The sequence below is a fragment of the Nocardiopsis sp. CNS-639 genome (genome assembly GCF_000381685.1).
GTDB lineage: Bacteria > Actinomycetota > Actinomycetes > Streptosporangiales > Streptosporangiaceae > Nocardiopsis > Nocardiopsis dassonvillei.
Window position 1 is genome coordinate 196,602 of the sequence record NZ_KB906858.1, and the last position, 21,605, is coordinate 218,206.

18 protein-coding genes are annotated in these 21,605 nt (G+C 74.4%); 12 read left to right on the plus strand and 6 right to left on the minus strand.

Features of this window, described 5'->3' with window-relative positions; translation table 11 throughout:
- Nucleotides 1-64: 64 nt before the first annotated feature.
- Both G011_RS0110195 and G011_RS32965 read right to left on the minus strand, forming a co-directional pair.
- Nucleotides 65-2,155: a helix-hairpin-helix domain-containing protein gene (locus G011_RS0110195; RefSeq protein WP_019608375.1), complete on the minus strand. Its 2,091-nt coding sequence runs from the start codon at nt 2,153-2,155 to the stop codon at nt 65-67.
- Between the two features lie 268 nt (nt 2,156-2,423).
- On the minus strand, nt 2,424-3,263 hold the full coding sequence (locus tag G011_RS32965; RefSeq protein WP_019608376.1) for a MarR family transcriptional regulator: 840 nt from the start codon (nt 3,261-3,263) through the stop codon (nt 2,424-2,426).
- A gap of 100 nt (nt 3,264-3,363) precedes the next feature.
- Here G011_RS32965 and G011_RS0110205 point away from each other — a divergent pair, with 100 nt between their 5' ends.
- Nucleotides 3,364-5,640, plus strand: coding sequence for an LLM class flavin-dependent oxidoreductase (locus G011_RS0110205; RefSeq protein WP_019608377.1), 2,277 nt, complete (start codon nt 3,364-3,366; stop codon nt 5,638-5,640).
- A 377-nt stretch (nt 5,641-6,017) separates the two neighbouring features.
- Here the strand turns inward: G011_RS0110205 and G011_RS0110210 are convergent, their stop codons facing one another.
- On the minus strand, nt 6,018-6,971 hold the full coding sequence (locus G011_RS0110210) for an aldo/keto reductase (RefSeq protein ID WP_174547281.1): 954 nt from the start codon (nt 6,969-6,971) through the stop codon (nt 6,018-6,020).
- A gap of 230 nt (nt 6,972-7,201) precedes the next feature.
- Between G011_RS0110210 and G011_RS0110215 the strand changes: the two genes are divergently transcribed.
- The 5 genes from G011_RS0110215 to G011_RS0110235 all read left to right on the plus strand — a co-directional run bounded on the left by G011_RS0110215 (nt 7,202) and on the right by G011_RS0110235 (nt 11,289).
- Nucleotides 7,202-8,023 carry a histidine phosphatase family protein gene (locus G011_RS0110215; protein WP_026338192.1) on the plus strand — a complete coding sequence of 274 codons (822 nt, stop codon included), beginning with the start codon at nt 7,202-7,204 and terminating at the stop codon, nt 8,021-8,023.
- A gap of 278 nt (nt 8,024-8,301) precedes the next feature.
- Nucleotides 8,302-8,883 (plus strand): DUF3090 domain-containing protein, encoded by a 582-nt coding sequence (locus G011_RS0110220; RefSeq protein WP_019608380.1) that lies wholly within the window; start codon nt 8,302-8,304, stop codon nt 8,881-8,883.
- 58 nt (nt 8,884-8,941) lie between these two features.
- Nucleotides 8,942-9,694 (plus strand): SCO1664 family protein, encoded by a 753-nt coding sequence (locus tag G011_RS0110225; RefSeq protein WP_019608381.1) that lies wholly within the window; start codon nt 8,942-8,944, stop codon nt 9,692-9,694.
- 88 nt (nt 9,695-9,782) lie between these two features.
- Nucleotides 9,783-10,433, plus strand: a complete 651-nt coding sequence (locus G011_RS0110230; protein WP_019608382.1) for a hypothetical protein — start codon at nt 9,783-9,785, stop codon at nt 10,431-10,433.
- 55 nt (nt 10,434-10,488) lie between these two features.
- On the plus strand, nt 10,489-11,289 hold the full coding sequence (locus G011_RS0110235; RefSeq protein ID WP_013153777.1) for an HAD-IIA family hydrolase: 801 nt from the start codon (nt 10,489-10,491) through the stop codon (nt 11,287-11,289).
- Between the two features lie 227 nt (nt 11,290-11,516).
- Here the strand turns inward: G011_RS0110235 and G011_RS0110240 are convergent, their stop codons facing one another.
- The gene (locus tag G011_RS0110240) at nt 11,517-11,900 is read right to left on the minus strand and encodes an RNA polymerase-binding protein RbpA (RefSeq protein WP_013153776.1); all 384 of its coding nucleotides are present in this window, start codon (nt 11,898-11,900) and stop codon (nt 11,517-11,519) included.
- An 847-nt stretch (nt 11,901-12,747) separates the two neighbouring features.
- Between G011_RS0110240 and G011_RS0110245 the strand changes: the two genes are divergently transcribed.
- The 6 genes from G011_RS0110245 (at nt 12,748) to G011_RS0110270 (ending at nt 18,077) form a co-directional block, all read left to right on the plus strand.
- Complete coding sequence (locus G011_RS0110245) at nt 12,748-14,109, plus strand: ATP-binding protein (protein WP_026338193.1); 1,362 nt, start codon at nt 12,748-12,750, stop codon at nt 14,107-14,109.
- On the plus strand, nt 14,109-14,513 hold the full coding sequence (locus G011_RS0110250; protein WP_013153774.1) for a roadblock/LC7 domain-containing protein: 405 nt from the start codon (nt 14,109-14,111) through the stop codon (nt 14,511-14,513). Before G011_RS0110245 ends, G011_RS0110250 begins: the two co-directional genes overlap by 1 nt.
- The gene (locus tag G011_RS0110255; RefSeq protein WP_013153773.1) at nt 14,510-14,869 is read left to right on the plus strand and encodes a DUF742 domain-containing protein; all 360 of its coding nucleotides are present in this window, start codon (nt 14,510-14,512) and stop codon (nt 14,867-14,869) included. The genes G011_RS0110250 and G011_RS0110255 overlap by 4 nt, the downstream gene beginning before the upstream one ends.
- A complete protein-coding gene (locus G011_RS0110260) occupies nt 14,850-15,506 on the plus strand; it encodes an ATP/GTP-binding protein (RefSeq protein ID WP_019608384.1) in 657 nt (218 codons plus the stop codon). The genes G011_RS0110255 and G011_RS0110260 overlap by 20 nt, the downstream gene beginning before the upstream one ends.
- 106 nt (nt 15,507-15,612) lie before the next feature.
- Complete coding sequence (locus tag G011_RS0110265; protein WP_019608385.1) at nt 15,613-16,827, plus strand: cytochrome P450; 1,215 nt, start codon at nt 15,613-15,615, stop codon at nt 16,825-16,827.
- Complete coding sequence (locus tag G011_RS0110270) at nt 16,827-18,077, plus strand: cytochrome P450 (RefSeq protein WP_019608386.1); 1,251 nt, start codon at nt 16,827-16,829, stop codon at nt 18,075-18,077. The genes G011_RS0110265 and G011_RS0110270 overlap by 1 nt, the downstream gene beginning before the upstream one ends.
- Nucleotides 18,078-18,261: 184 nt before the next feature.
- Here the strand turns inward: G011_RS0110270 and G011_RS0110275 are convergent, their stop codons facing one another.
- Together G011_RS0110275 and rox are read right to left on the minus strand one after the other, a co-directional pair.
- Nucleotides 18,262-19,962, minus strand: coding sequence for an ABC-F family ATP-binding cassette domain-containing protein (locus G011_RS0110275; protein ID WP_019608387.1), 1,701 nt, complete (start codon nt 19,960-19,962; stop codon nt 18,262-18,264).
- A 132-nt stretch (nt 19,963-20,094) separates the two neighbouring features.
- Nucleotides 20,095-21,549, minus strand: coding sequence for a rifampin monooxygenase (rox, locus tag G011_RS0110280; protein ID WP_026338194.1), 1,455 nt, complete (start codon nt 21,547-21,549; stop codon nt 20,095-20,097).
- Nucleotides 21,550-21,605 lie beyond the last annotated feature (56 nt).

Genomic DNA, 21,605 nt, shown 5'->3' on the forward strand with positions numbered 1-21,605 from the left:
CCAACTCCACTCCGGTCGGCCGGGAGCCTCCGTGCGCGGTGACCGTGCTTCCCGAACCGCGGGCCTATCCCTCGCGCAGAATCCTCACCAGGCGGGTCGTCCGCTCCTTCGCCGCGTTCTCCCGCACACCGGTCTCCAGCCCGCCGCCGGTCGCGTCCACCAGCGACACGTGCCGCGTCGCGCGGGTCAGCGCCGTGTACACCTGCGGCCGCGACACCGGCACCTCCGGCGGGAACACCGCCACCACGGCGGGCCACCGGCCCCCGTGCGCGGCGGCCACCGTCACCGCCCAGCCCGGGCGCAGCGCCGCCGGGTCGGTCACCTTCACCCGACCGCCGCCGACCAGCTCCACCACGGCACTGCCGCCCACCTCGCGCAGATGACCGGTGTCACCGGGCCCGTAGCCGGGGCCCTCCGCCGTGAACAGCACCCGGTCGCCCACGTCGAACCCGCCGTGCGCACCCGGCCCCGGGTTCAGCCTCTCCTTGCACGCGGCGTTGACCGCCCGCGCACCGGCCGGGCCGTCCTCCCGCGCGGTCACCACCTGCACGTGCTCGGCCCCGATCCCCAACGCGCGCGGAATCGAGTCCGTCACCAGCTGCACCACCCGGTGCACCGCCTCCTCTGCCGACGCCGCCGGAACCCGCACCACCTCGCGTCCGGGAGCCTCCACCTCGGGAACCCCGCCCGAGGCCACGCCCGCCGCCAGCTCCGCGATCGGCCCCGGCGCGTCGTCGTCGGCCACCTCGGCCACGTGCGCGGTCCGCGACGCGGCGATGTCCACCACCACCTGGCCCGGCGTGGCCGAGGGCGCCTGGTTCGGGTCGGCCAGCAGCACCAGGTGGGCGTCGTCCGCGCACACCGAAGCCAGCTCGGCGGCTCGGGCCGCGCCCACCGACATCGCCTCGCACAGCACCACGAGACCGGCCTTCAATGGGGCCTGCGCCAGGAGCGCGGGCAGCGACACCGCCCGCACGGGGGGCCGAACGTCCTCGCCGGGCCCCTGCTGGTCCTGCTGTCCCTCCTGGCCCTGCTGCGTCTGCTGGCTCGGCTGTTCCGGCTGCTCTCGGTCCTCCCGCGCTTCGACAGCCTCTTCGGACCCCTGCGCGCCAGGAGCCCCCTGCACGTTCGGAGCCTCCTGTGCCTCCGAAACCACCTGTGCCTCCGGAGCCCCCTGCTCGCCCGAGGCCGCCTCAGCGCCCTCGTCCCCCCGCGCCGCTCCGTCCTCCCCGGCACCCCGGGTCTCCTCGGCGACCCCGGACTCGGCCCCGGTCCCGGGCTCCGGCGCTCCTTCGCCATCCCCGGAAGCCCGCGCTCCCTCGGAACCCCCGCCCGCGGCCCGCTCCCCGCGGACCCGCGCCAGGTCGGCGTTGACGGCCGCCGCGGCCTGCGCGGTCGGCGCCGCCACCGCGATCCCCACCTGGCTGTCGGTGGCGATCGCGTCCAGGCACACCAGCGCCCGCGCGATCTCCGCGGCGTCGCCGGGGCCGTGCCGCAGCACCGTCACCGGGCGCAGGGTCGCCGTCACCAGGGCCTCGCGCGTGCGGTCCGAAATGGTGAACCCGCCCCGCTCCACGGCCGCGTCCACCGTCTCACCCGCGGTCATCGAGTCCATGATCGGCTCGTTGCCGCCGATCAGCCGCAGCAGCTGTTCGCCCAGCCGCTGTTCGGTGTGCCCCACCTCGGGCAGCGCGTAGAACAGTTCGGTGTCGGGCAGGTCCGGGACCCCGCCCTCGCTGAAGTCGAAGTCCTCGTCGTCGTCCTCGTCGGTGCTCTCCAGCACCACCGCGCTCCCGTCGGCCACGGCCGCCTCCAGCGCGGCGGCCGGATCGGCCACCCCGAACCCGCCCACGACCGAGGCCAGCTTCTTCTCCTCGACCACGGTGTGCCCGCGCGCGGCGGACATGCGCAGTACGTGCCCGGTGAGCGCCGCGAGCCGCCGGGGGTCGCCGGGCCGCGCGCCCTCGCCCAGGTGCCTGCGGGCGCAGAAGTCGGCCTGCTCCGGGGTCACCTGCGGCAGGCGCAGCAGCAGCCACGGGTTCGCGTCCAGCGCGGCGGCGGCCCCCGGCCCCAGCACGCCCAGCAGCCGGGGCGCCAGGGCGCCCGGCGCGCCCATCCGGTCAAGGACGGCACTGACCTGTTCTGCCTCGGACACCTCGGGCGGTTCCCCTCGTCATACGGTTCACGGACTCTGGGGGAGCCTATCGACTGGCGACGACGCTCGGTTCCCGCTTCCGGCCGTCTGCCCGCCGATGCCCGCCACCATGCACCCCGGTCGCCTGCCGCAGCCCGTCCCGGTCGCCCGTTGCCACGCTCCCCGTCCGCCCGCCGTCGCCCGAACCCGGCACGCCTTCCGGACGCGTCCCGGAACCGCCCTGGCATCGGAAACCTCCCCGAGCCCGGGAGCGCCCCCGGCCCGCCCGCTACTCCCGCTTCGTCCGGTTGCCGCGCCCGCGCCGCCCCTCCCGCTTCCCCGGCTTCCCGACCGGGTCGTCCGGACCGACGACCTGGCGCACGGCCGCGCACGGGTCGGTCGTGGGGGAGGACTCCTGGATGGCCACGGCCGCGTGCTGGGCGATCCGGCGGAACAGCTCGCGCGCGGGCGCGTCGAGGCCCGCCAGGATGTGCTCCTCCGCCTCACGCACGCGTTCGCTGAGCGAGGCCAGCACCTCGCGGCCGTGCGCGGTGGCGCACACCCGCCGCACCCTCCGGTCGCCGGGGTCCACCCGGCGCCGCACGAGGTCGGCCTCCTCCAGGTCGTCGAGGAGGTAGGTCATCACGCTGCGGTCGATGAGCAGCCGCTCGGCCAGGGCCGCCTGGGTGGGGGGCTCGTCGAGTGAGACCGCGGTGAGCACGTGGTAGCCGCGGCTGCCGTGCGGGACGCCGTCCAGGACCGCCTCCACCCGCTCGTGCCACCGGCGCAGGAGCACGGCCAGCGACCACCCCAGGTTGGTGTCCTGTCCCGGAGCCGGAGCCGGAGCCGGAGCCGGAGCCGGAGCCGGGTCCGTGCCCGAGGCCGTGCCCGAGGCCGTGCCCTGTTCCGCACCTGCGCCCGCGCCCGGGTCCGCGGTCGCGTCGGTGCTCGTGTCGGCGGCGGTGCCCGCGACCGTGTTCGGTCCCGGGCCCGTGACCGTGCTCAGTCCCGGCGCCGGGCCCGCGGCCGTGCCCGCTTCCGGTGCCGCGCCCGTGTCGGCGGCCGTGCCCGTGTCCGGGTCCGCGTTCCCGGCCGGGGTCCGGCCGGGCTTCGGAGTGGGGAGTGCCATGCTCCGAGGCTACCAGGAATAGGTGGCACACAAGATAAGTTGTTGCCAACATCGTTGGTTCGACAAACTAGTTTCGGCTTCCTCCCGAGGAGAGAACCCCATGCCCGACTACGGACACCCCCTGAGGTTCGGCACCTTCATCACACCCGCGGCGCAGGACCCCGACCGCACCGTCGCGCTCGCCGAACTCACCGAGGCGGCCGGACTGGACCTGGCCACCTTCCAGGACCACCCCTACAACCCCGGCTTCCTCGACACCTGGACCCTGCTGAGCTGGGTGGCCGCGCGCACCACGCGCCTGAGCGTGTCGGCCAACGTCCTCAACCTGCCCCTGCGCCCGCCCGCGATGCTCGCCCGTTCCGCAGCCAGCCTCGACCTGCTCTCCCACGGCCGCTTCGAACTCGCCCTGGGCGCCGGAGCGTTCTGGGACGGCATCGAGGGCATGGGCGGCAAGCGCCTCACCCCGCGCCAGGCCGTCGACGCGCTCAGCGAGGGCATCGACGTCATCCGCGCCGCCTGGGACACCGACGCCCGCGGCGGCGTCCGCGTCAACGGAGAGCACCACCGCGTGCGCGGCATGAAGCGCGGCCCCGAGCCCGCCCACGAGATCGGCATCAGCCTGGGCGCCTACAAGCCCCGCATGCTGCGCCTGGTCGGCGCCAAGGCGGACGGCTGGCTGCCCAGCCTCGGCTACCTCAAGCTGGAGGACATGGCCGAGGCCCACCGGACCATCGACGAGGCCGCGCAGGCCGCCGGGCGCGACCCCCGCCAGGTCCGCCGCATGCTCAACCTCGCCCAGATCGCCTTCCTGCCCACCGGGAAGGACTTCCTCCAGGGCCCGCCCGAGCAGTGGGTGGACGACCTGCTGCCCCTGGTCCTCGAACACGGTTACTCCACGTTCATCGTGGGCACCGACGACCCGCGCACCATCCAGACCTTCGGCGCCGAGGTCGCCCCCGCCCTGCGCGAGGCCGTGGACCGCGAACGCGCCGACGCGGGCACCGACACCGGCCCGGCCCGCGCCGCCGCCTCCCTGGCCGCGCGCCGCTCCGGCATCGACTACGACGGCGTCCCCGAGAACCTGCGCGAGCACGCCGTCGAACCCGGCGACCGCGCCTACGCCCGCGTCCGCCACGGCTACATGCAGAAGGGCTCACCGGGACTGGTCCTGCGCCCCGGCAGCGCCGAGGAGGTCGCCGAGGCCCTCGCCCACGCCCGCTCCCAGGACGCCGACCTGCACGTGCGCAGCGGCGGCCACGGCATCAGCGGGCGCTCCACCGGCGACGGCGGCGTCGTCGTGGACCTGTCGCGGATGAACGGCGTCGAGGTCCTGGACCCGGACTCCGGCCTGGTCCGCCTCGGGGCCGGTGCCCGCTGGGGCGAGGTCGCCGACACCCTCGCCCTCCACGGCCTGGCCCTCAGCTCGGGCGACCACGGGGGAGTGGGCGTCGGGGGCCTGGCCACCACCGGCGGCGTGGGCTACATGTCCCGCGCCCACGGCCTGACCATCGACAACGTCACCGCCGTCGAGCTCGTCACCGCGGACGGAACCCCCGTGCGCGCCGACGCCGACCACCACCCCGACCTGTTCTGGGCCATGCGCGGCGCGGGCGCCAACTTCGGCGTGCTCACCGCCGTCGAGGCCACGGCCGCCCCGGTGCGCGACGTGGTCCTCGGCCAGTTCGTCTACGACGCGACCGACACCGCCGCCTTCCTCCGGGCCTGGGGCGAGGTCGCCGAGGCCGCGCCGCGCGAGGTCACCGCCTTCCTCACCACCGGCCCCGCGCGCGGCGGACGCGGCCCCGCGGCCCAGGCCATGGTGGTCTACGCCGGGGACGACACCGACCTGGCCGTGCGGGCGCTGGAGCCCTTCCTGTCCGTGGGCCCCGTCCTGGACCAGCGCGCCCAGCTCGCGCCCTACCCCGCGATCCTCGCCCGCCCCGACGGGCCCCACCAGGGCCACGGGCTGCCCGAGGCGCGCTCGGGCCTGCTGCGCCACGTCACCCCGGACGCGGCCGAGGGCCTGGCCGGGCTGCTCACCTCGGGCGACGTCATGTTCATGCAGCTCAGACAGGTCGGCGGCGCGGTCAACGACCTGGCGGCCGACGCCACCGCCTACGCCCACCGGTCGCAGAACTTCGTGCTGGCGGCCATGACGGCGACCCGGAGCGCCGTGCGCATGGACGAGCGGTGGGCGGACCTGGACAAGCACCTGGAGGGCATGTACCTGAGCTTCGACACCCGCACCGGGCCCGAGGTGTTGGCGCAGGCCTTCCCCGAGCCCACCCTGGACAGGCTGCGGGCCCTCAAGGCCGTGTACGACCCGCACAACGTGTTCGACAAGAACTTCCCGATCCCGCCCGCGACCCGGGGCTGAGCGGGCCCGGCCGGAACCGGGCGGGCGGTGGTGCGTCCCCCGCGTGCGCGGGTGCCGGGGGCGGCCACGGCCGACCCTTCAGCGCTCGATCCGCGGCCCCCGTGTGCGCGGCCCCGTGTGCGCGTGCGCCGGGGGCGTCGCCGCCGGTCGGTACCGCTCCGCGCGTTCCCCGCGCGTGGGCTCCGGGGAGAGGGCCCGCCTGTGGGCTTGCCCTCCGTGAAACCGTTCGCGGGCGCACCGCACGGGTGGGGCGGGCGCGGTCACCGCACGGGCGTCGCCGGTTCGCGCGGCCCGGGGGAGAAAACGCCCCGCAGCCGCCGAGGACGGTCGCGCCCCCGTTTCCGTGGACCCCGGGGAGCACCGGCGAGGGAGGGGCGTCAGCGCTCGGGGCGCGCCGTGGCGTCGTCGAGCGCGTCGCGGATCTTGGGCGGCAGCTCCACGCCCTCCACACCCAGGATCTCCTCCAGCTGCGCGAGGGTGCGCGGACCGACCACCGCCGCGGCCACGCCCTCCTGGTCGCGCGCCCAGCTCAGCGCCACCGCCAGCGGCGACACGCCCAGGCCCTCGGCCGCCGTGCACACCGACTCCACCACCCGGCGGCTGCGGTCGTCCAGGTAGGGCTCCACGTACGGCGCCATGTGGGAGAAGGCCGCCCGCGAGTCCGGCGGCGTCCCGTTGCGGTACTTGGCGGTGAGCACGCCGCGTCCCAGCGGCGACCACGCGATCAGGTGGGCCCCGGCCACCGCCGCGGCGGGCCGCAGGCCGTGGTCGGCGCCCCGGTTGAGCAGCGAGTACTCGCTCCCCGCACTCACCAGGGGCACGCGTCCGGGGTGCGCGCGCTGCCAGGTGGCCAGGGTCGCGAACTGCCAGGACTCCAGGTTCCCCGTGCCCACGTAGCGCGCCTTGCCCGCCGCCACGGCCGCCTCCATCGCGGCCAGCGACTCCTCGGGCGGCGTGGAGGGGTCGAACACGTGCAGCTGCCACAGGTCCACGTAGTCGGTCTGAAGGCGTCGCAGCGAGGCGTCCAGGGAGGCCAGCAGGTGCCGCCGGGAGGCGTCCACCGGCCGGTAGCCGTCGGGCGTGTGGCCGGTCTTGGTGGCCACCACCACGTCCTCGCGGCGCACCGAGGCGCGCAGCAGGCGCCCCAGGATCCGCTCGCTCTGGCCGCCGGTGTAGATGTCCGCGGTGTCCACGAGCGTGCCGCCCGCGTCCACGAACGCGGTGAGCTGCTGCCCGGCCTCCTCCTCGGAGGTGTCCTTGCCCCAGGTCATCGTGCCGAGAGCGGTACGAGAGACCCAGAGCCCTGATCTGCCCACCTGTCGCTGTTCCATGCGGCGGAGAGTACCGCGTCCGTCCGACGCCGTCCCTGGGCACACCCCCGCCGCTCCCCTCCGGCGCGGCCGTGACCGGGGCGTTCGCGGTGCCCGCGCCCGTGTTCCGGTTCCGGGAACGGGCTCCTCGAACCTGGTGGCCCGGATCCGCCGCTCACGCCGCGGCAGACCGTCCCGCGACCGCGGCCGGGGTCCCGCCCTCCCGTCCGCCACGGGCCTACCCTGTGACCATGGCGACACCCGCAGCACCCCAGGACACTCCGCCCCCACCGCCCGCACCCGAGGCGGTCACCCTCCTCCTCATCCGGCACGGGATGACCGACGCCACCGGCCCCCGTCTGGCGGGGCGCGCCGAGGGCGTCCACCTCAACGACACCGGCCGCGTCCAGGCCGCGCACCTGGCCGGCCGGCTCACCGGGCTGCGACCGGCGGCCCTGGTCTCCAGCCCGCTCGAACGCTGCCAGGAGACCGCCGAGGCCGTCGCCGCGCAGCTCGGCGTCCCCGTCACCACCGACGAGCGCTTCGTGGAGTGCGACTACGGCTCCTGGACCGGCCGCGGCCTCGGTGAACTGTCCGACGAACCCCTCTGGCGCGTGGTGCAGGACCACCCCAGCGCCGCGCGCTTCCCCGGCGGGGAGGCCCTGGCCGAGTCCTCGGCCCGCGCGGTCGCGGCCGTGCGCGACTGGAACGCCCGCCTGCTCTCGGCGCCGCACGAGGCCCAGGCCCCGGGCGTCCCGTCCGAGGCATCGGCCCCGGGCGTCCCGTCCGCGCCCCAGGATCCGCCCGTGTACGTGGTGTGCAGCCACGGCGACATCATCAAGGCCATCGTCGCCGACGCCCTCGGCATGCACCTGGACCTGTTCCAGCGCCTGCGGGTGGACCCCTGTTCGGTCACCTCCATCACCTACACGCGCACCCGTCCCTTCCTCAACAAGCTCAACGACACGGGGGAGAGCCTGACCGCGAGCCTGCCGACCCCCGCCGAGGCCAGCGGCGACGCGGCCGTGGGCGGCGGCGCGGGCTCCCAGGAGACCCCCGCCGACGCCCCCTGACGGTCCCTCCTCCGGCCCGGCGGGCCGGAGGGGTCCCCCAGGGCCTGAAGCCCCCGTGCGCCCCGTCCGGCCCCGGTGGGCCGCGGAGGAACCCCGGCGGCCCACCGGGGCCGGTGCGGTGGCCCGTTCCTCTGGGACGGACCGACGAACTCGACAGTCATCGGGGCCACGGCGCCGTGGCGCGGCGCGCGCCCGTCCGGCCCCTCGGCCCCACCCGGCCCACCAGCGCGTCCGGCGGGTTTGGCAACGGTGGGCCCGCATCCCGTAAGGTTCTTGGCATGCCCGTCTTTCAGTTCAATCCGCCGGAGCGGTTCGTCGCGGGGACCGTGGGCCAGCCGGGAGACCGCACCTTCTTCCTCCAAGCCGTGGGAGAGGGGCGCATCACCAGCGTGGTCCTGGAGAAGGCGCAGGTCGAGGCGCTCGCCACCCGTATCGAGGAACTACTGGAAGAGGTGCACCGGCGCTTCGGCTCCCCGCCGGAGGACACCGCTCCGCCCGAGGACGACGCTCCCCTGGAGCAGCCCATCGAGCAGGACTTCCGGGTCGGTACCCTGGCCCTGGCCTGGGACGCCGAGGCCGCCCGCGTCATCATCGAGGCCCAGGAGATCGACGAGACCGCCGGTGAGGACCTGCTGGAGGACGACGAGGAGGAGCTGGAGGTCTTCGCCGAGGAGGCCCCCGCCCACCGCGACGTCCTGCGCGTCTACCTCACCCCCGGCGCCGCGCGCTCCTTCGCCGGACGCGCGCTGAAGGTGGTCGCCGCCGGACGCCCGGACTGTCCGCTGTGCGGACGCCCGCTCGACCCCGGCGGACACATCTGCGTACGCCAGAACGGCTACCGACCGGACAGCCTCGTCTGAGCGCGCCGATGAGCACACCACCGGCGGGCCGCCGGGCGCGCAGACCCGGGGGCCCGCGATGAGGGACACCGCCGACGCGTTCGACGGCCTCAGCCCGGCCGTCGGGCTCGACCTGCTCCGCACCGGCGAGATCACCGTGGAGGGGCGGCTGACCGCCGCCTCCAACGCCACCCTGTACTGCACCGTCTCCGACGGCGTGCGCTCGGCCGCCTGCGTGTACAAGCCGGTGGCGGGGGAGCGGCCGCTGTGGGACTTCCCCGACGGAACCCTGGCCGGGCGCGAGGTCAGCGCCCACGCCGTCTCCGAGGCCCTGGGCTGGGGGATCGTCCCGCCCACGGTGCACCGAGACGGCCCGTTCGGCGAGGGCATGGTGCAGCTGTGGGTGCACGGCGACGCCACCGTGGACCTGGTCGCCCTGGCGCGGGAGACCGACAACGCCGACCTGCGCCGCATGGCGGTGTTCGACGCGGTCATCAACAACTCCGACCGCAAGATCGGCCACCTGCTGCCCACCCCCGGCGGGCACCTGTACGGCTGCGACCACGGGGTCTCCCTCGCCGAGGACTACAAGCTGCGCACCGTGCTGTGGCAGTGGCAGGGCCAGCCGCTGCCACAGGACGCCCTGGAGGCACTGGGGTCGGTGCGCGACCAGCTCGCCGACGCGGACAGCGCCCTGTCCCAGGAGCTGGCGCGGCACCTGACCGGACCGGAGGCCTACGCGGTGCGCAGCCGGGTGGACCTGCTCATCCAGCACGGTGTCCACCCCTACCCGGCGCCGGACTGGCCGGCGGTGCCCTGGCCGCCGATCTGAGTCCGGGCCCGGCTTCCGCCCGCCGGTCGCGAACCCGAGCCGCTCCGGGGACGTCGTAGACCCGGCGGCACCGGCGGGAGGGAACCCCATGGCGGAGATCGAGCGCGTGCGGGCCAGGCCCGGAGGACTGGTCACCCTGCGCCTGGACGTGCGGGGGCACACGACCCGGCCCCTGAGCGTGCACGGCCGCGTGGAACCGGCCTTCCGGTGGACGGGAACGACCGCCCTCATCGGCCTCTTCCCGCGTTTCGTCCCGGTCTGGTGGGCCAACGCACGCGGTATCGAAGGCGGTGAGGCGCTGCCCTACTTCCTGCCGGTGGCGGTCTGCCTCGTCGTCCTCCTGCTCACCGGGCTCTACTACGGGGCCGGGGAGATCCTCGCCACGCTCGCGCTCCACGCCCTGCCGGTGCTGCTCGTCGTGTGCTTCCCCCTGCTGCTCCTGCCGCGGGTGCGGCGGTGGGCGCGACGGACCACCGACTCCCGGGACCAGGCCGCGGCGGCGGGGGGAGGCCGCGGGGCGGACGGCTTCCGCGAGCCCGTGCGCCTGTCCCGGATCTGCTCCGCCCGGCTCACCCAGCGGGGCGGACGGGTGACCGTGACCCTCAACCACCTCGACGGCAGCGCGGTCGGCTACTCCGCCCGCGGCCGCGACGGGGAGTACCTGCGGGCGGTCTTCCGCGAGCACCTGGACGGGCGCTTCCCCGAGGAGGAGCCCGCGGCCGGGGCCGGACCGGTGTGAGGGTGCTCGCCTACCAGGGGGTGGGAATGGCGTGCTCCCTGCCCCTGACGGCACAATGGGGCACGTGAGCAACGAGTGGAACTACCTATTCGACATGGACGGCGTGCTCGTACGCGAGCAGCACCCCATCCCGGGCGCGGACGAGCTCATCGCGGAGCTGCGCGAGAACGGGATCCCGTTCATGGTGTTGACCAACAACTCCATCTACACCCCCCGCGATCTGCGGGCGCGTCTGCTCAGCTCGGGCCTGGACATCCCCGAGGAGTCGATCTGGACGTCGGCCCTGGCCACCGCCCAGTTCCTCCAGACCCAGCGCCCCAACGGGTCGGCCTACGTCGTCGGCGAGTCCGGCCTGACCACCGCCCTGCACAACGTCGGCTACGTGATGACCGAGCGCGACCCCGACTACGTGGTGCTCGGTGAGACCCGCACCTACAGCTTCGAGGCCATAACCCGCGCGATCCGGCTGGTCCGCGGCGGCGCGCGGTTCATCGCCACCAACCCCGACGAGACCGGTCCCAGCGCCGAGGGGCCGCTGCCCGCCACGGGCGCGGTCGCCGCGCTGATCGAGAAGGCCACCGGCCGCCGCCCCTACTTCGTGGGCAAGCCCAACCCGCTGATGATGCGGTCGGCGCTGCGCCGGATCGGCGCGCACTCGGAGAACACCCTGATGGTGGGCGACCGGATGGACACCGACGTGCTCAGCGGGTTGGAGGCGGGCCTGCAGACCGTGCTGGTGCTCTCGGGCATCTCCGAGCGCGAGACCGCCGAGCAGTTCCCCTACCGCCCCACCCGTGTGATCGGGTCGGTCAAAGAGCTGGTGGGCATCACCCGCGACCCCTTCCAGCGCGACTAGCGCTTCCGGCGGGACCGGAGCTTTCGGCGGGACCGGCGTCCCCGCCGGGGACGCCGCGGAGGGGCGCACATCGCCCTCTCGCGGTGATCCTGCTTCCAGTGCCGCTGTGGGCGTCCCACAACGGCACTGGGAGCAGGATCACCCCTGCGGCCCGGGTGTTCCCGGGAGCCGACACGACGACGGGGGCGGCGGACCGTGTCCGCCGCCCCCGGGTGTCGCGGGGTGCCTCAGGCGCTCTGCCGCTGCCTGGCGATCTCCTCCACCTTGGCCGCCTCCTCGCGGCGGCGGGCGCGGAGCAGGGCCAGACGCTCGGCGAGGACCTCTTCCAGGTCCTCCATGCTCCGGCGCTCCAGCAGCATGTCCCAGTGGGTGCGCGTGGGCTTGGCGTTCTTGGGCTCCTCGCCGGAGCCGTCCCGCCGCAGGGCGCGGTCGCCGCAGAAACGGCACTCCCACTCGGCGGGAATCTCTGCCTCGGTCGCGAAGGTGACCGAGAAGCGGTGGCCCCGGGTGCAGTCGTAGGTGACTTCCTGCCGCGGAGCCAGGTCGGTGTTGCGGTCGTTCTCGTAGCTCGTCGCCCCGAGCCGGGTGCCGCGAAGTGCTCGCTCGGCCATCGTGTGGGTGCCTCCAGGCGCTTGTGCGGTCTCGCGGGGTGTAACGCGTCGGTCCACGTCAAGATTCCCCGCTGACCTGAGGTCGAACCACCTCCGGCGTCCAGGGGCCACCCCGATCCCAAAACATCGTCCGGTGCGCCGAGTGTGGCACATGTGACCTGGGGCACTCCAGGCTGGCTGTTTCGGGTGTGTCTCTATATACGCCCGCCAGGGGCGAAAAACATCCGCTAAGCCCCGTTTTCGCCTTCCCGGCGCACCCTCCTGCCTGGTGGGGGAGGCGCCGCGCCTCCGGGGCCGAATCAACAGCGGCGGGGTCCCGTCGTCGGCCGCGCTCGCCGCGCCCCGGAGGGTCGGCGTCCGTCCCCGGTGGAACCCGTGGCCGACTCAGGCCAGTTCCGCGCCGCCGCCCGCGGCCGCTCCCGGCCACCCGGGGCCGCGGGTCTGTCCCGCGTCAGCCCCGCCCGTCACACTGTGTCCACCCTTACCGCGCTTCCCCCCGAACCCGCCGCCGCACGGTTCCCGCAGTTCACGACTGGAAAAGCCGGACGCTCGACAATGGCTTCCGGAAAAGGTCGGACCTTCTCGGCCCGCTGATTATCACTCTCCGGAATCCGCGCTCTGGTAGGGAATCCGGTTCCACGTCCCCCGTGTGCGATAAAGACTCCATTATGCCGACATGGCCGCCCGAGGTGTCTGGTGGTATGTTGACTCGCCGTACACCGAAAAGCGTAGGTCGGGGAAATTAATCCTCTTCCTTTAGGTGTGCAGATCGTGCCGGAAACGTCCCCTTCGGTGCGTCCTCACGTGCCGGAACCAGGAGCGACGGCGCGGCCGGACGTGGAGCCCCATGACTGCTGAGACCCCCCTCCCCCGAGGAGTCGTGCCCGCGCGGCCGTCCGCGCCGCGCTGGCTCCTCCTCCCCCTCGCGGCGCTGCCCTTCTGGGCCGTGCTCCCGTGGGCCGCGCCCGAGGCCCGGACCCTGCCCGTCCTGGCCGCCTCCGCGGTCCCCCTCGTGCTCCTGCTGGCCCTCGCGGTACTGCTCGACCGGCGCGACCGGCGGATCCACGACCTGGGCGCCCGACTCGACGCGCTGCGCGCCGACACCGCCTCCCTGGCCGACGAGCACCTGCCCCTCCTGGCCCGGCGCCTGCGCGCGGGCGACTCCGCCGACACCGCCCTGCGCGCCCTGCCCCTCCCCGCCGACCACGGGGGCAACGCCGTCCTGCGGGCCGCCGCCACCGAGATCGCCGCCGCCGAACGCCGGCGCTCGGCCGCCATGGCCGCCTGCGCCACCGCCGCCGGGCGCGTCCAGGCCCTGAGCACCACCATGCTCGCCGACCTGCGCCGGATGCAGGAGCGCCACGGCGACGGCGACGCGAACGCCGACGTCCTCGGCGACCTCATGCACCTGGACCACAGCACCGCCCAGGTCGGACGCGTCGCCGACAGCATCGCCGTCCTCACCGGGGCCCGCTCCGGCCGCCGCTGGGGCCGGGCCATCGGCATGGAGAGCGTCGTCCGCGGCGCCATGGCCCGCATCGGCGCCTACCAGCGCGTCCGCGTGCACAACGCCTCCACGCAGGCGGTCGCCGGGTTCGCCGCCGAGGGCGTCATCCACGCCCTGGCCGAGATCCTGGACAACGCCGCCAGGTTCTCCCCGCCCACCGCCGAGGTCCACGTCCACGTCGAGGAGGTCCAGGCCGGAATCGCGGTCATGGTCGAGGACGGCGGCCTGGTCATGGGGGAGGAGGCCCTGCGCCGCGCCCGCCGCGCCGTCGAGAACGACCTGGACCTGGCCGCCATCTCCGGAACCCGGCTGGGCCTGTCGGTCGTCGGCCAGATCGCCCACCGCTACGGTCTGTCGGTGTCCTTCCGCTCCTCCTCGCGCGGCGGCACGGCGGTCGTCCTCCTGCTGCCCCGCAAGCTCGTCAAACCCCTGCCCGAGCCCGTGGCCCCCGACTCCCCGGCGTCCCCGCCCGGGGCCGCCCGGGAACCCGACACCGCCCCCACGCCCGTCGCGGTCCCCCCGGCCGCGGCGGAGAGCGCCGCGGAGGACGTCGACGGACTGCCCCGGCGCCGCCGCGGCCGGACCCTCGCGGCGGTCGAGAACACCAGGCCCGCACCGCGCAGGAGCAACCCCGCCGCCGTGGCGAGGGGCTTCGGCGAGTTCCGCTCCGCGGTGCGCGGCCCGAACGACAAGGACGCATGATGGACCTCGACACGCTGACCTGGCTCCTCGAAGGCCTCCTGGAACGCACGCCCGGCACCCGGCACGCCCTCGTTCTCTCCCGCGACGGGCTCAAGCTGTGCCACAGCTCCGGTCTGCGCGCCGACAGCGCCGACCACCTCGCCGCGATCGCCGCCGGGGTGCAGAGCCTGGCGCACAGCGCCTCGGTGGAGTTCGGCGACGGGGCGGGCGGCGTCCGCCAGGCCATGGCCGAGTTCTACGGCGGCCTGCTGTTCATCGTCGAGGCCGGACACGGCGCCCACCTGGCCGTCATCACCTCCGAGGAGGCCGAACCCGGTCTGGTCGGCCACAACATGAACGAGCTGGTCGAGCAGATGGGCGAGCACCTGACCACCCCGCCCCGCGCCGGAGCCGGACCGGTATGACGCGCCCGCACCAGCAGGAGGGTCCGGACCGCCTCTACGTCATCACCTCGGGCCGCAGCGGCGGGGCCGACGACTCCCTGGACGCGGTGACCCTCATCGTGGCCGAGAGCGCGCCCACCCCCGGCATGCAGTCCGAGCACGCCCGGATCCTGCGGCTGTGCCGGGGCCCGACGGCGGTGGTGGAGATCTCCGCCCACCTGCGCCTGCCCGTGGCGATCGTGCGCATCCTGGTCACCGACCTGCTCGACACCGGCCTGGCCACCGCGCGCCACCCCCGCCCCGCGCCCTCACCGGCCCACCCCCTCGCCTCCCCGGACGTGTTGGAGAAGGTGCTCGTTGCACTCCACAACCTCTGATCCCCCCTCGGCCCCGCCCCCGGACCCCCCGCACGCCGCCGCGGACCGCACCCGCGAGGCCGCCCGCGTCCCCCTGCCCGACACCGCCGAGTACGCCCTCAAGATCGCGGTCGTGGGCGGCTTCGGGGTCGGCAAGACCACCCTGGTCCGCTCGGTCAGCGAGATCCGCCCGCTCAGCACCGAGGAGACCATGACCCGGGCGGGGCACGGCGTCGACGACGTGGACGGGGTGGAGGGCAAGCGCGCCACCACCGTCGCCTTCGACTTCGGCCGCATCACCCTGGACGCCGCCTCGGTGCTCTACGTCTTCGGCGCCCCGGGCCAGGAGCGCTTCTGGTTCCTGTGGGACCGCCTCTTCTCCGGAGCCCTGGGCGCGGTGGTCCTGGTGGACACCCGGCGCCTGGAGGACTCCTTCTACGCCATCGACCGCCTGGAGGCCCAGGGCACGCCCTTCGTCGTGGCCCACAACGACTTCGGCGAGGCCGAGCACAGCCTGGAGAAGGTGCGCGCCGCCCTGGACCTGGACGCCTCGGTACCGCTGCTGCGCTGCGACGCGCGCGCACGCGACTCGGCCAAACAGGTCCTCATCGCTCTGGTCGGCCACGTCCGCGCCCTGGTCACGGAAGCCGCCCGGTGAGCCGACTGCTCGCCTGCCCGGTCCGCCTCCACAGCCCCGACTTCCGATCCCGTTCCCGACGGCCGAGCCGAGCGGCCGCCCGCCCCCTTCTCCCAAAGGACCGAGAGTGGCCGAACCCGTCCGGCTGTACGACCCCAGCTTCAACGCCGACCCCCAGGGCTCCTACCGGGCCATGCGCGCCGAACACGGTTCCGTGGTGCCCGTGCTCATGGAGGGCGACGTCCCCGCGTGGCTGGTCATCGGCTACCACGAGCTCCACCACGTCCTCAACACCCCCGAGGTGTTCGCGCGCGACCCCCGCCGCTGGAACGCCTGGGACCGGGTGCCGCGGGACTGGCCGCTGCTGCCGGTGCTCGCGCCCCAGCCCAACCTGCTGTCCGCCGAGGGCGAGGAGCACCGGCGCCGCACCGCCGCGGTCAACGACGCCCTGAACGGGGCCGACCCGCACGAGCTGCGCGCGGTCACCGCACGCCTGGCCGACCGCCTCGTCGATGGGTTCTGCGCCTCCAGCGGCACCGACCTGCGCACGCACTACGCGCAGCGGCTCCCGTCCCTGGTCCTGTGCTGGATGTACGGCCTCGACGACGACCGCGGCGAGGCGGTCACCACCCTGATGGGCACCATGTTCGACGCCGGTCCCGACGCGGTCGGGGCCCACGTCGAGATCGTGGCCGAGTTCACCCGGCTCGTCGCCTCCCGCCGCGCCGACCCCGGACCCGACGTGGTGTCCCGGATGATCGCCCACCCGGCGGGCTACGACGACGCCGACCTGGTCGCCGAACTGGTCGCCGTCCTGGGCGGCGCCCACCAGACCACCTCCGAGTGGATCGGCAACGCGCTGCGCCTGATGCTCACCGACGACCGCTTCTCCGCCTCCATGGCGGGCGCCCGCAGCAGCGTCCGCGAGGCCCTGGCCGAGGTCCTGTGGGAGGACTCCCCGTCCCAGATGAACGCCGGGCGCTTCGCCGCCCGCGACGTCGAGCTGGACGGCAGGGTCATCCGCAGGGGCGACCTGCTCCTGCTGGGCTACGCCGCGGCCAACAAGGACCCCCGGCTGCACACCGGCGAGCGCTCCTCGGCCGTCCGGGGCAACCACGCCCACCTGTCCTTCTCCCACGGCGAGCACAGCTGCCCCCACGCCGCGCAGGGAATCGCCGAGGTCATGGCGGTCACGGCGGTGGAGGTGCTGCTGGACCGCCTGCCCGACGTGGAACTGGCCATCCCCGCCGAGGAGGTCCGCTGGCGGCCCTCGCCCTGGGTGCGGGGAGTCGTGTCACTGCCGGTCACCTTCACCCCCACACCCCCACAAGGAGTCCTGTGATGCCCTGCCCCGTCCAGCACACCCCCGACGGAGTCCCGCTGGTGCACGCCGTGCCCGACGACGTGCAGGCCGACCGCGAACGCCTCCACCGGGCCGGACCCGTCACCCGGGTCGAACTCCCCGGCGGGGTCCGCGCCTGGGCCACCACACACCACGAGGTCAGCCGCGCCACCCTCAACGACCCCCGGTTCGTCAAGAGCGTCGACCACTGGGACGACTACCAGAGCGGCCGGGTCCCCGAGGGCTGGCCGCTGATGGGCACGATCCCCACCGACAGCTCCAACATGCTGGCCCAGGACGGCGCCGCCCACCGGCGCATGCGCAGGCTCACCGCCAGCCCCTTCTCGGCGCGCCGGGTGGAGCGCCTGCGCCCGCGCATCGAGGAGATCACCGCCCGGGCGCTGGACGCCCTGGAGCCGCGCGCGCACGAACCCCTGGACCTGAAGTCGGAGTTCACCTTCCGGGTTCCCATGGGGGTGATCGGCGAACTGTACGGGGTGGCCGAGGCCGAGTACGCCCAGCTCGGCGAGATGTACGCCAAGCTCTTCTCCGGCACGACCGAGGAGGGCGAGCACCTGCGGATCTACGGAGCCCTGTTCCAGTTCTTCTCCGAGATGGTCGCCCGCAAGCGCGCCAGCCTGGACGAGCACGACGACTTCACCGCCGACCTGCTCAGGGCCCGGGAGGACGGCGACTCCCTCAGCGACACCGAGGTCACCATCACCCTGCTGACGGTGGTGGCGGCCGGGCACGAGACCACCGTCAACCTGCTCAACAACGTGGTGCGCGCCCTGCTCGCCCACCCCGACCAGTTCGCCCTGCTCAAGGCGGACAAGGTGACGTGGGAGCAGGTGATCGAGGAGACGCTGCGCTACGACCCGCCCAACAACGTCATGATGTTCCGCTTCGCCACCGAGGACGTGGAGGTCGGCGGGCAGACCATCCGCAAGGGCGAGGCGCTGATGACGCACTACGGCGCGGCCACCCGCGACCGCGCGGAGTTCGGTGAGGACCCGGACCCGTCCGTCTTCGACCCGCAGCGCACCAAGGGGCGCCACATCACCTTCGGGTACGGCCCGCACATCTGCCCCGGGGCGCCGCTGTCGCGGCTGGAGGCCGGGATCATCCTGCCGATGCTCTTCGAGCGCTTCCCGGACCTGCGGCTGGCCGTCCCCGACGAGGAGCTGCGGGTGCAGTCCGCGCTCTCGGTCACCAGCCTGAGGGAGTTCCCGGTCGTGCTGCGCCCCTGACCGGCGGGCCGCACGGCGCGTGGTCGGTTCCCGCGCCGTGCGGTCCCCGCCCCGTGTCAAGAAGCCCTTACGCTGTGCGACCCCCGATCCCCACCCGCGGCGCTTCCGGTGCTCCTCGGCGGCGCCCACACGTCGAGTCGGCGTTCTCACCGGTTCGGTGTGACACGCTCCCGGTTCCGAGCCCCTACCGTTCGCGGCGCACCCGCCCCTCGTCCCACACCGGCTCCGGCGCCTCGTACACGCCTCCGTCGGCGCCGAACACCACGAACCGGTCGAACCCGCGCGCGAACCAGCGGTCGTGCGTCACCGCCAGGATCGTGCCGTCGTAGGCCTCCAGCGCCGACTCCAGCGCCTCCGCCGACACCACGTCCAGGTTGTCCGTGGGCTCGTCCAGCAGCAGCATCGTCGCCCCCGACAGCTCCAGCAGCAGGATCTGGAACCGCGCCTGCTGACCGCCCGAGAGCGTGTCGAAGGTCTGCTCCGCGGCCGGCGCCAGCTCGTAGCGGTCCAGCGCCCGCCCCGCCTCGTCGCGGGGCACGCCCCGGCGGGTGCCCTGCCCCCGGTGCAGGATGTCCAGCAGCGTGCGCCCCGCGAACTCGGGGTGCTCGTGGGTCTGCGCGAACCATCCCGGCAGCACCCGCGCGCCCAGCCGCGCCGTGCCGCTGTGCTCCACCGGCGGCACCTTAGCCCTGCCCTCCTCCGACAGCACTGACTCCGGCAGCACCGACGACTGGGGATCGCTGCCGCCCCCGGCCGCCAGCCGCAGGAAGTGCGACTTGCCCGACCCGTTGGAGCCCAGCACCGCCACCCGCTCGCCGTACCAGACCTCCAGGTCGAACGGGCGCATCAGCCCGGTCAGCTCCAGCCCCTCGCACACCAGCGCCCGCCTGCCCGTCCGGCCGCCGCGCAGCCGCATCCGCAGGTTCTGCTCGCGGGGCAGCTTCTGCGGCGGCCCCGCCTCCTCGAACCTGCGCAGCCGGGTCCGCGCCGACTGGTAGCGCGAGGCCATGTCGGAGTTGTAGGCGGCCTTCTGCTTGTAGGCGGCCACCAGCGCCCTGAGCTTGGCGTGCTCCTCGTCCCAGCGCCGCCGCAGCTCGTCCAGCCGCGCGAACCGCTCCCGGCGGGCGTCGTGGTAGGTGTCGAACGCGCCCCCGTGCACCCACGCCGTGTTGCCCGCCGCGCCCAGTTCGACCGTGACGATCCGGTCCGGCACCCGGCTCAGCAGCTCGCGGTCGTGCGAGACGAACAGGACCGTCTTGGGAGTGGCCAGCAGGGCCTCCTCCAGCCAGCGCTTGCCCGGAACGTCGAGGTAGTTGTCCGGCTCGTCCAGCAGCAGCACCGGCGCCGGGCCCCGCAGCAGGGCCTCGATGACCAGGCGTTTCTGCTCCCCGCCCGACAGCGTGCGCACCTCGCGCCACCGGCAGCGCTCGTAGGGGGCGCCCAGCGCCGCCGTGCAGCACTGGTCCCACACGACCTCGGCGTCGTAGCCGCCCGCGTCGCCGTAGCGGGCGATGGCCGCGGCGTAGCGCATCTGCGTCCTCTCGCCGTCGTCGACCATCATGGCCGCCTCGGCCGCCTCCAGGTCCGCGTGCGCCTCGCGCACCGGGGCGGGGGAGACCGACACCAGCAGTTCGTGGACGGTGGTCTCGTCGCGCACGTGCCCGATGAACTGCGGCATCACGCCGAGTTCGCCGTCCAGGGTGACCGCGCCGCCCTGGGGGCGCTGCTCGCCGCGCACGATCCGCAGCAGGGTGCTCTTGCCCGCGCCGTTGGCGCCCACCAGCGCCGCCTTGGACCCCTCGCCGACGCGGAAGGACACCGAGTCCAGCAGGACCCTGCCGTCGGGCAGGGTGTGGCTGACCTGGTTGACGTCGATGTAGCCCAAGACCGCTCTCCACAGGGGTTTCGCCGTAGACGCCCGGTTACCTCCGCGAGCGCCCCGGCAGGTTTCCACGGCGCGACGCGCGCCCGCAACCGGTTTTCCCAGGTGCGGGCGCTGACGGGCCCGGGGGCGCGCTCAGCCCGCGGCGGCGCCGAACCACCTCGGCAACCGGTCGAGCAGCTCACGCTGGTCCCCACCGGCCCAGGCCACGTGGCCGTCCGGCCGCAGCAGCACGGCGGGCGCGCCCAGCTCCTCACAGGCCTCGCCGGTATCGACGACGTGGTCGACCCGGTCCGCCCAGCCCGCCACCGAGAGCCGACCGGTCCGGTCGAGCAGCAGCCCGCGTCCGCCGTGCGTCAACTCGTAGAGGCGCCCCCGCGTCAGGCGGATGTCGCGCATCCGCCTGCCGAGCAGCGCGTGCCCCTCGCCGAAGTCGTAGCGGACGTCCGTCGCGGTGACGAGCCCGGTCACGTACCGGTTCACCTCCTCGAAGTCCATCAGCCTGGACAGCAGCCCCCGCAGCGCGACCGCGCCCGGCTCGGTGCCCAGCAGCACCATCTGCGCGCGGGTGTTGTCCAGCACGGTGGCGGCCACCGGGTGCCGTTCGGCGTGGTAGCTGTCCAGCAGCCCCTCCGGCGCCCAGCCCCCCACCTCGGCGGCCAGCTTCCAACCGAGGTTGAACGCGTCCTGGACACCGAGGTTGAGCCCCTGCCCGCCGGTCGGCGGGTGGACGTGCGCCGCGTCCCCGGCCAGCAGCACCCGGCCGACCCGGTAGCGCTCGGCCAGCCGGGTGGCGTCGCCGAACCGGGACAGCCAGCGCGGCGAGTGCACACCGAAGTCGGTGCCCGCGTGGGCCCGCAGCTGCCGCCTGAACTCCTCCAGGGTCGGCGCGCTCGTGCGGTCCTCGGCCACCCCGTCGGCGGGCACGATGACGCGGTACACCCCCTTCCGGTCCCCGTCTCCGCCCGTGAGCGGGGCGAGGCCGAACCGCAGATGGGTCCTGCGGACCCGCGCGACGACGGCGGCGATCGACTCCGGATCCTCGGTCGCCTCCATCTCGCCCAGCAGCGTCTCGACCCTGGCGGGCTCGCCGGGGAAGCCGACGCCGAGCAGCTTGCGCACCGTGCTGCGGGCGCCGTCGCAGCCGACGAGGTAGCGCGAGCGCAGACGCGTGCCGTCCGCCAGTTCGACGCTCACCCCCTCCTCGTCCTGGCTCAACCCGACCAGCTCGTGGCCGCGCCGGACGTCGGCGCCGAGTTCGAGGGCGCGCTCGTCGAGCAGGCGTTCGGTGACCGGCTGCTCGATGGCCAGGCCGTACGGGTGGGCCGTGTCCAGCCCGTCGGGCCACGGCTTGGTGATGCCGCCGAAGATGCCGCCGACCCGGAACTTCCTCCCGACCGCGAGGAACCGCTCCAGCAGACCGCGCTGGTCCATCACCTCCACGCTGCGCGTGTGCAGACCCTGGGCACGGGCCTGCCGGGTCGGCTCGGTGAGCCTCTCCAGCACGACCACGCGCACACCGTGCAGCCGCAGCTCGCCGGCGAGCATCAGGCCGGTCGGTCCGCCGCCGACCACGGTCACGTCAATCATGTATTCCCCGTTCGAAGAGATCGCTCTCCACCGGCGGTTCCGCATGTTTTGTCGGG

Coding starts and splice junctions, on each gene's coding strand:
- G011_RS32965 (WP_019608376.1), bottom strand. CDS start 3,263: ATGGCACTCCCCACTCCGAAGCCCGGCCGGACCCCGGCCGGGAACGCG.
- G011_RS0110205 (WP_019608377.1), top strand. CDS start 3,364: ATGCCCGACTACGGACACCCCCTGAGGTTCGGCACCTTCATCACACCC.
- G011_RS0110210 (WP_174547281.1), bottom strand. CDS start 6,971: ATGGAACAGCGACAGGTGGGCAGATCAGGGCTCTGGGTCTCTCGTACC.
- G011_RS0110215 (WP_026338192.1), top strand. CDS start 7,202: ATGGCGACACCCGCAGCACCCCAGGACACTCCGCCCCCACCGCCCGCA.
- G011_RS0110220 (WP_019608380.1), top strand. CDS start 8,302: ATGCCCGTCTTTCAGTTCAATCCGCCGGAGCGGTTCGTCGCGGGGACC.
- G011_RS0110225 (WP_019608381.1), top strand. CDS start 8,942: ATGAGGGACACCGCCGACGCGTTCGACGGCCTCAGCCCGGCCGTCGGG.
- G011_RS0110230 (WP_019608382.1), top strand. CDS start 9,783: ATGGCGGAGATCGAGCGCGTGCGGGCCAGGCCCGGAGGACTGGTCACC.
- G011_RS0110235 (WP_013153777.1), top strand. CDS start 10,489: ATGGGGCACGTGAGCAACGAGTGGAACTACCTATTCGACATGGACGGC.
- G011_RS0110240 (WP_013153776.1), bottom strand. CDS start 11,900: ATGGCCGAGCGAGCACTTCGCGGCACCCGGCTCGGGGCGACGAGCTAC.
- G011_RS0110245 (WP_026338193.1), top strand. CDS start 12,748: ATGACTGCTGAGACCCCCCTCCCCCGAGGAGTCGTGCCCGCGCGGCCG.
- G011_RS0110250 (WP_013153774.1), top strand. CDS start 14,109: ATGGACCTCGACACGCTGACCTGGCTCCTCGAAGGCCTCCTGGAACGC.
- G011_RS0110255 (WP_013153773.1), top strand. CDS start 14,510: ATGACGCGCCCGCACCAGCAGGAGGGTCCGGACCGCCTCTACGTCATC.
- G011_RS0110270 (WP_019608386.1), top strand. CDS start 16,827: ATGCCCTGCCCCGTCCAGCACACCCCCGACGGAGTCCCGCTGGTGCAC.
- rox (WP_026338194.1), bottom strand. CDS start 21,549: ATGATTGACGTGACCGTGGTCGGCGGCGGACCGACCGGCCTGATGCTC.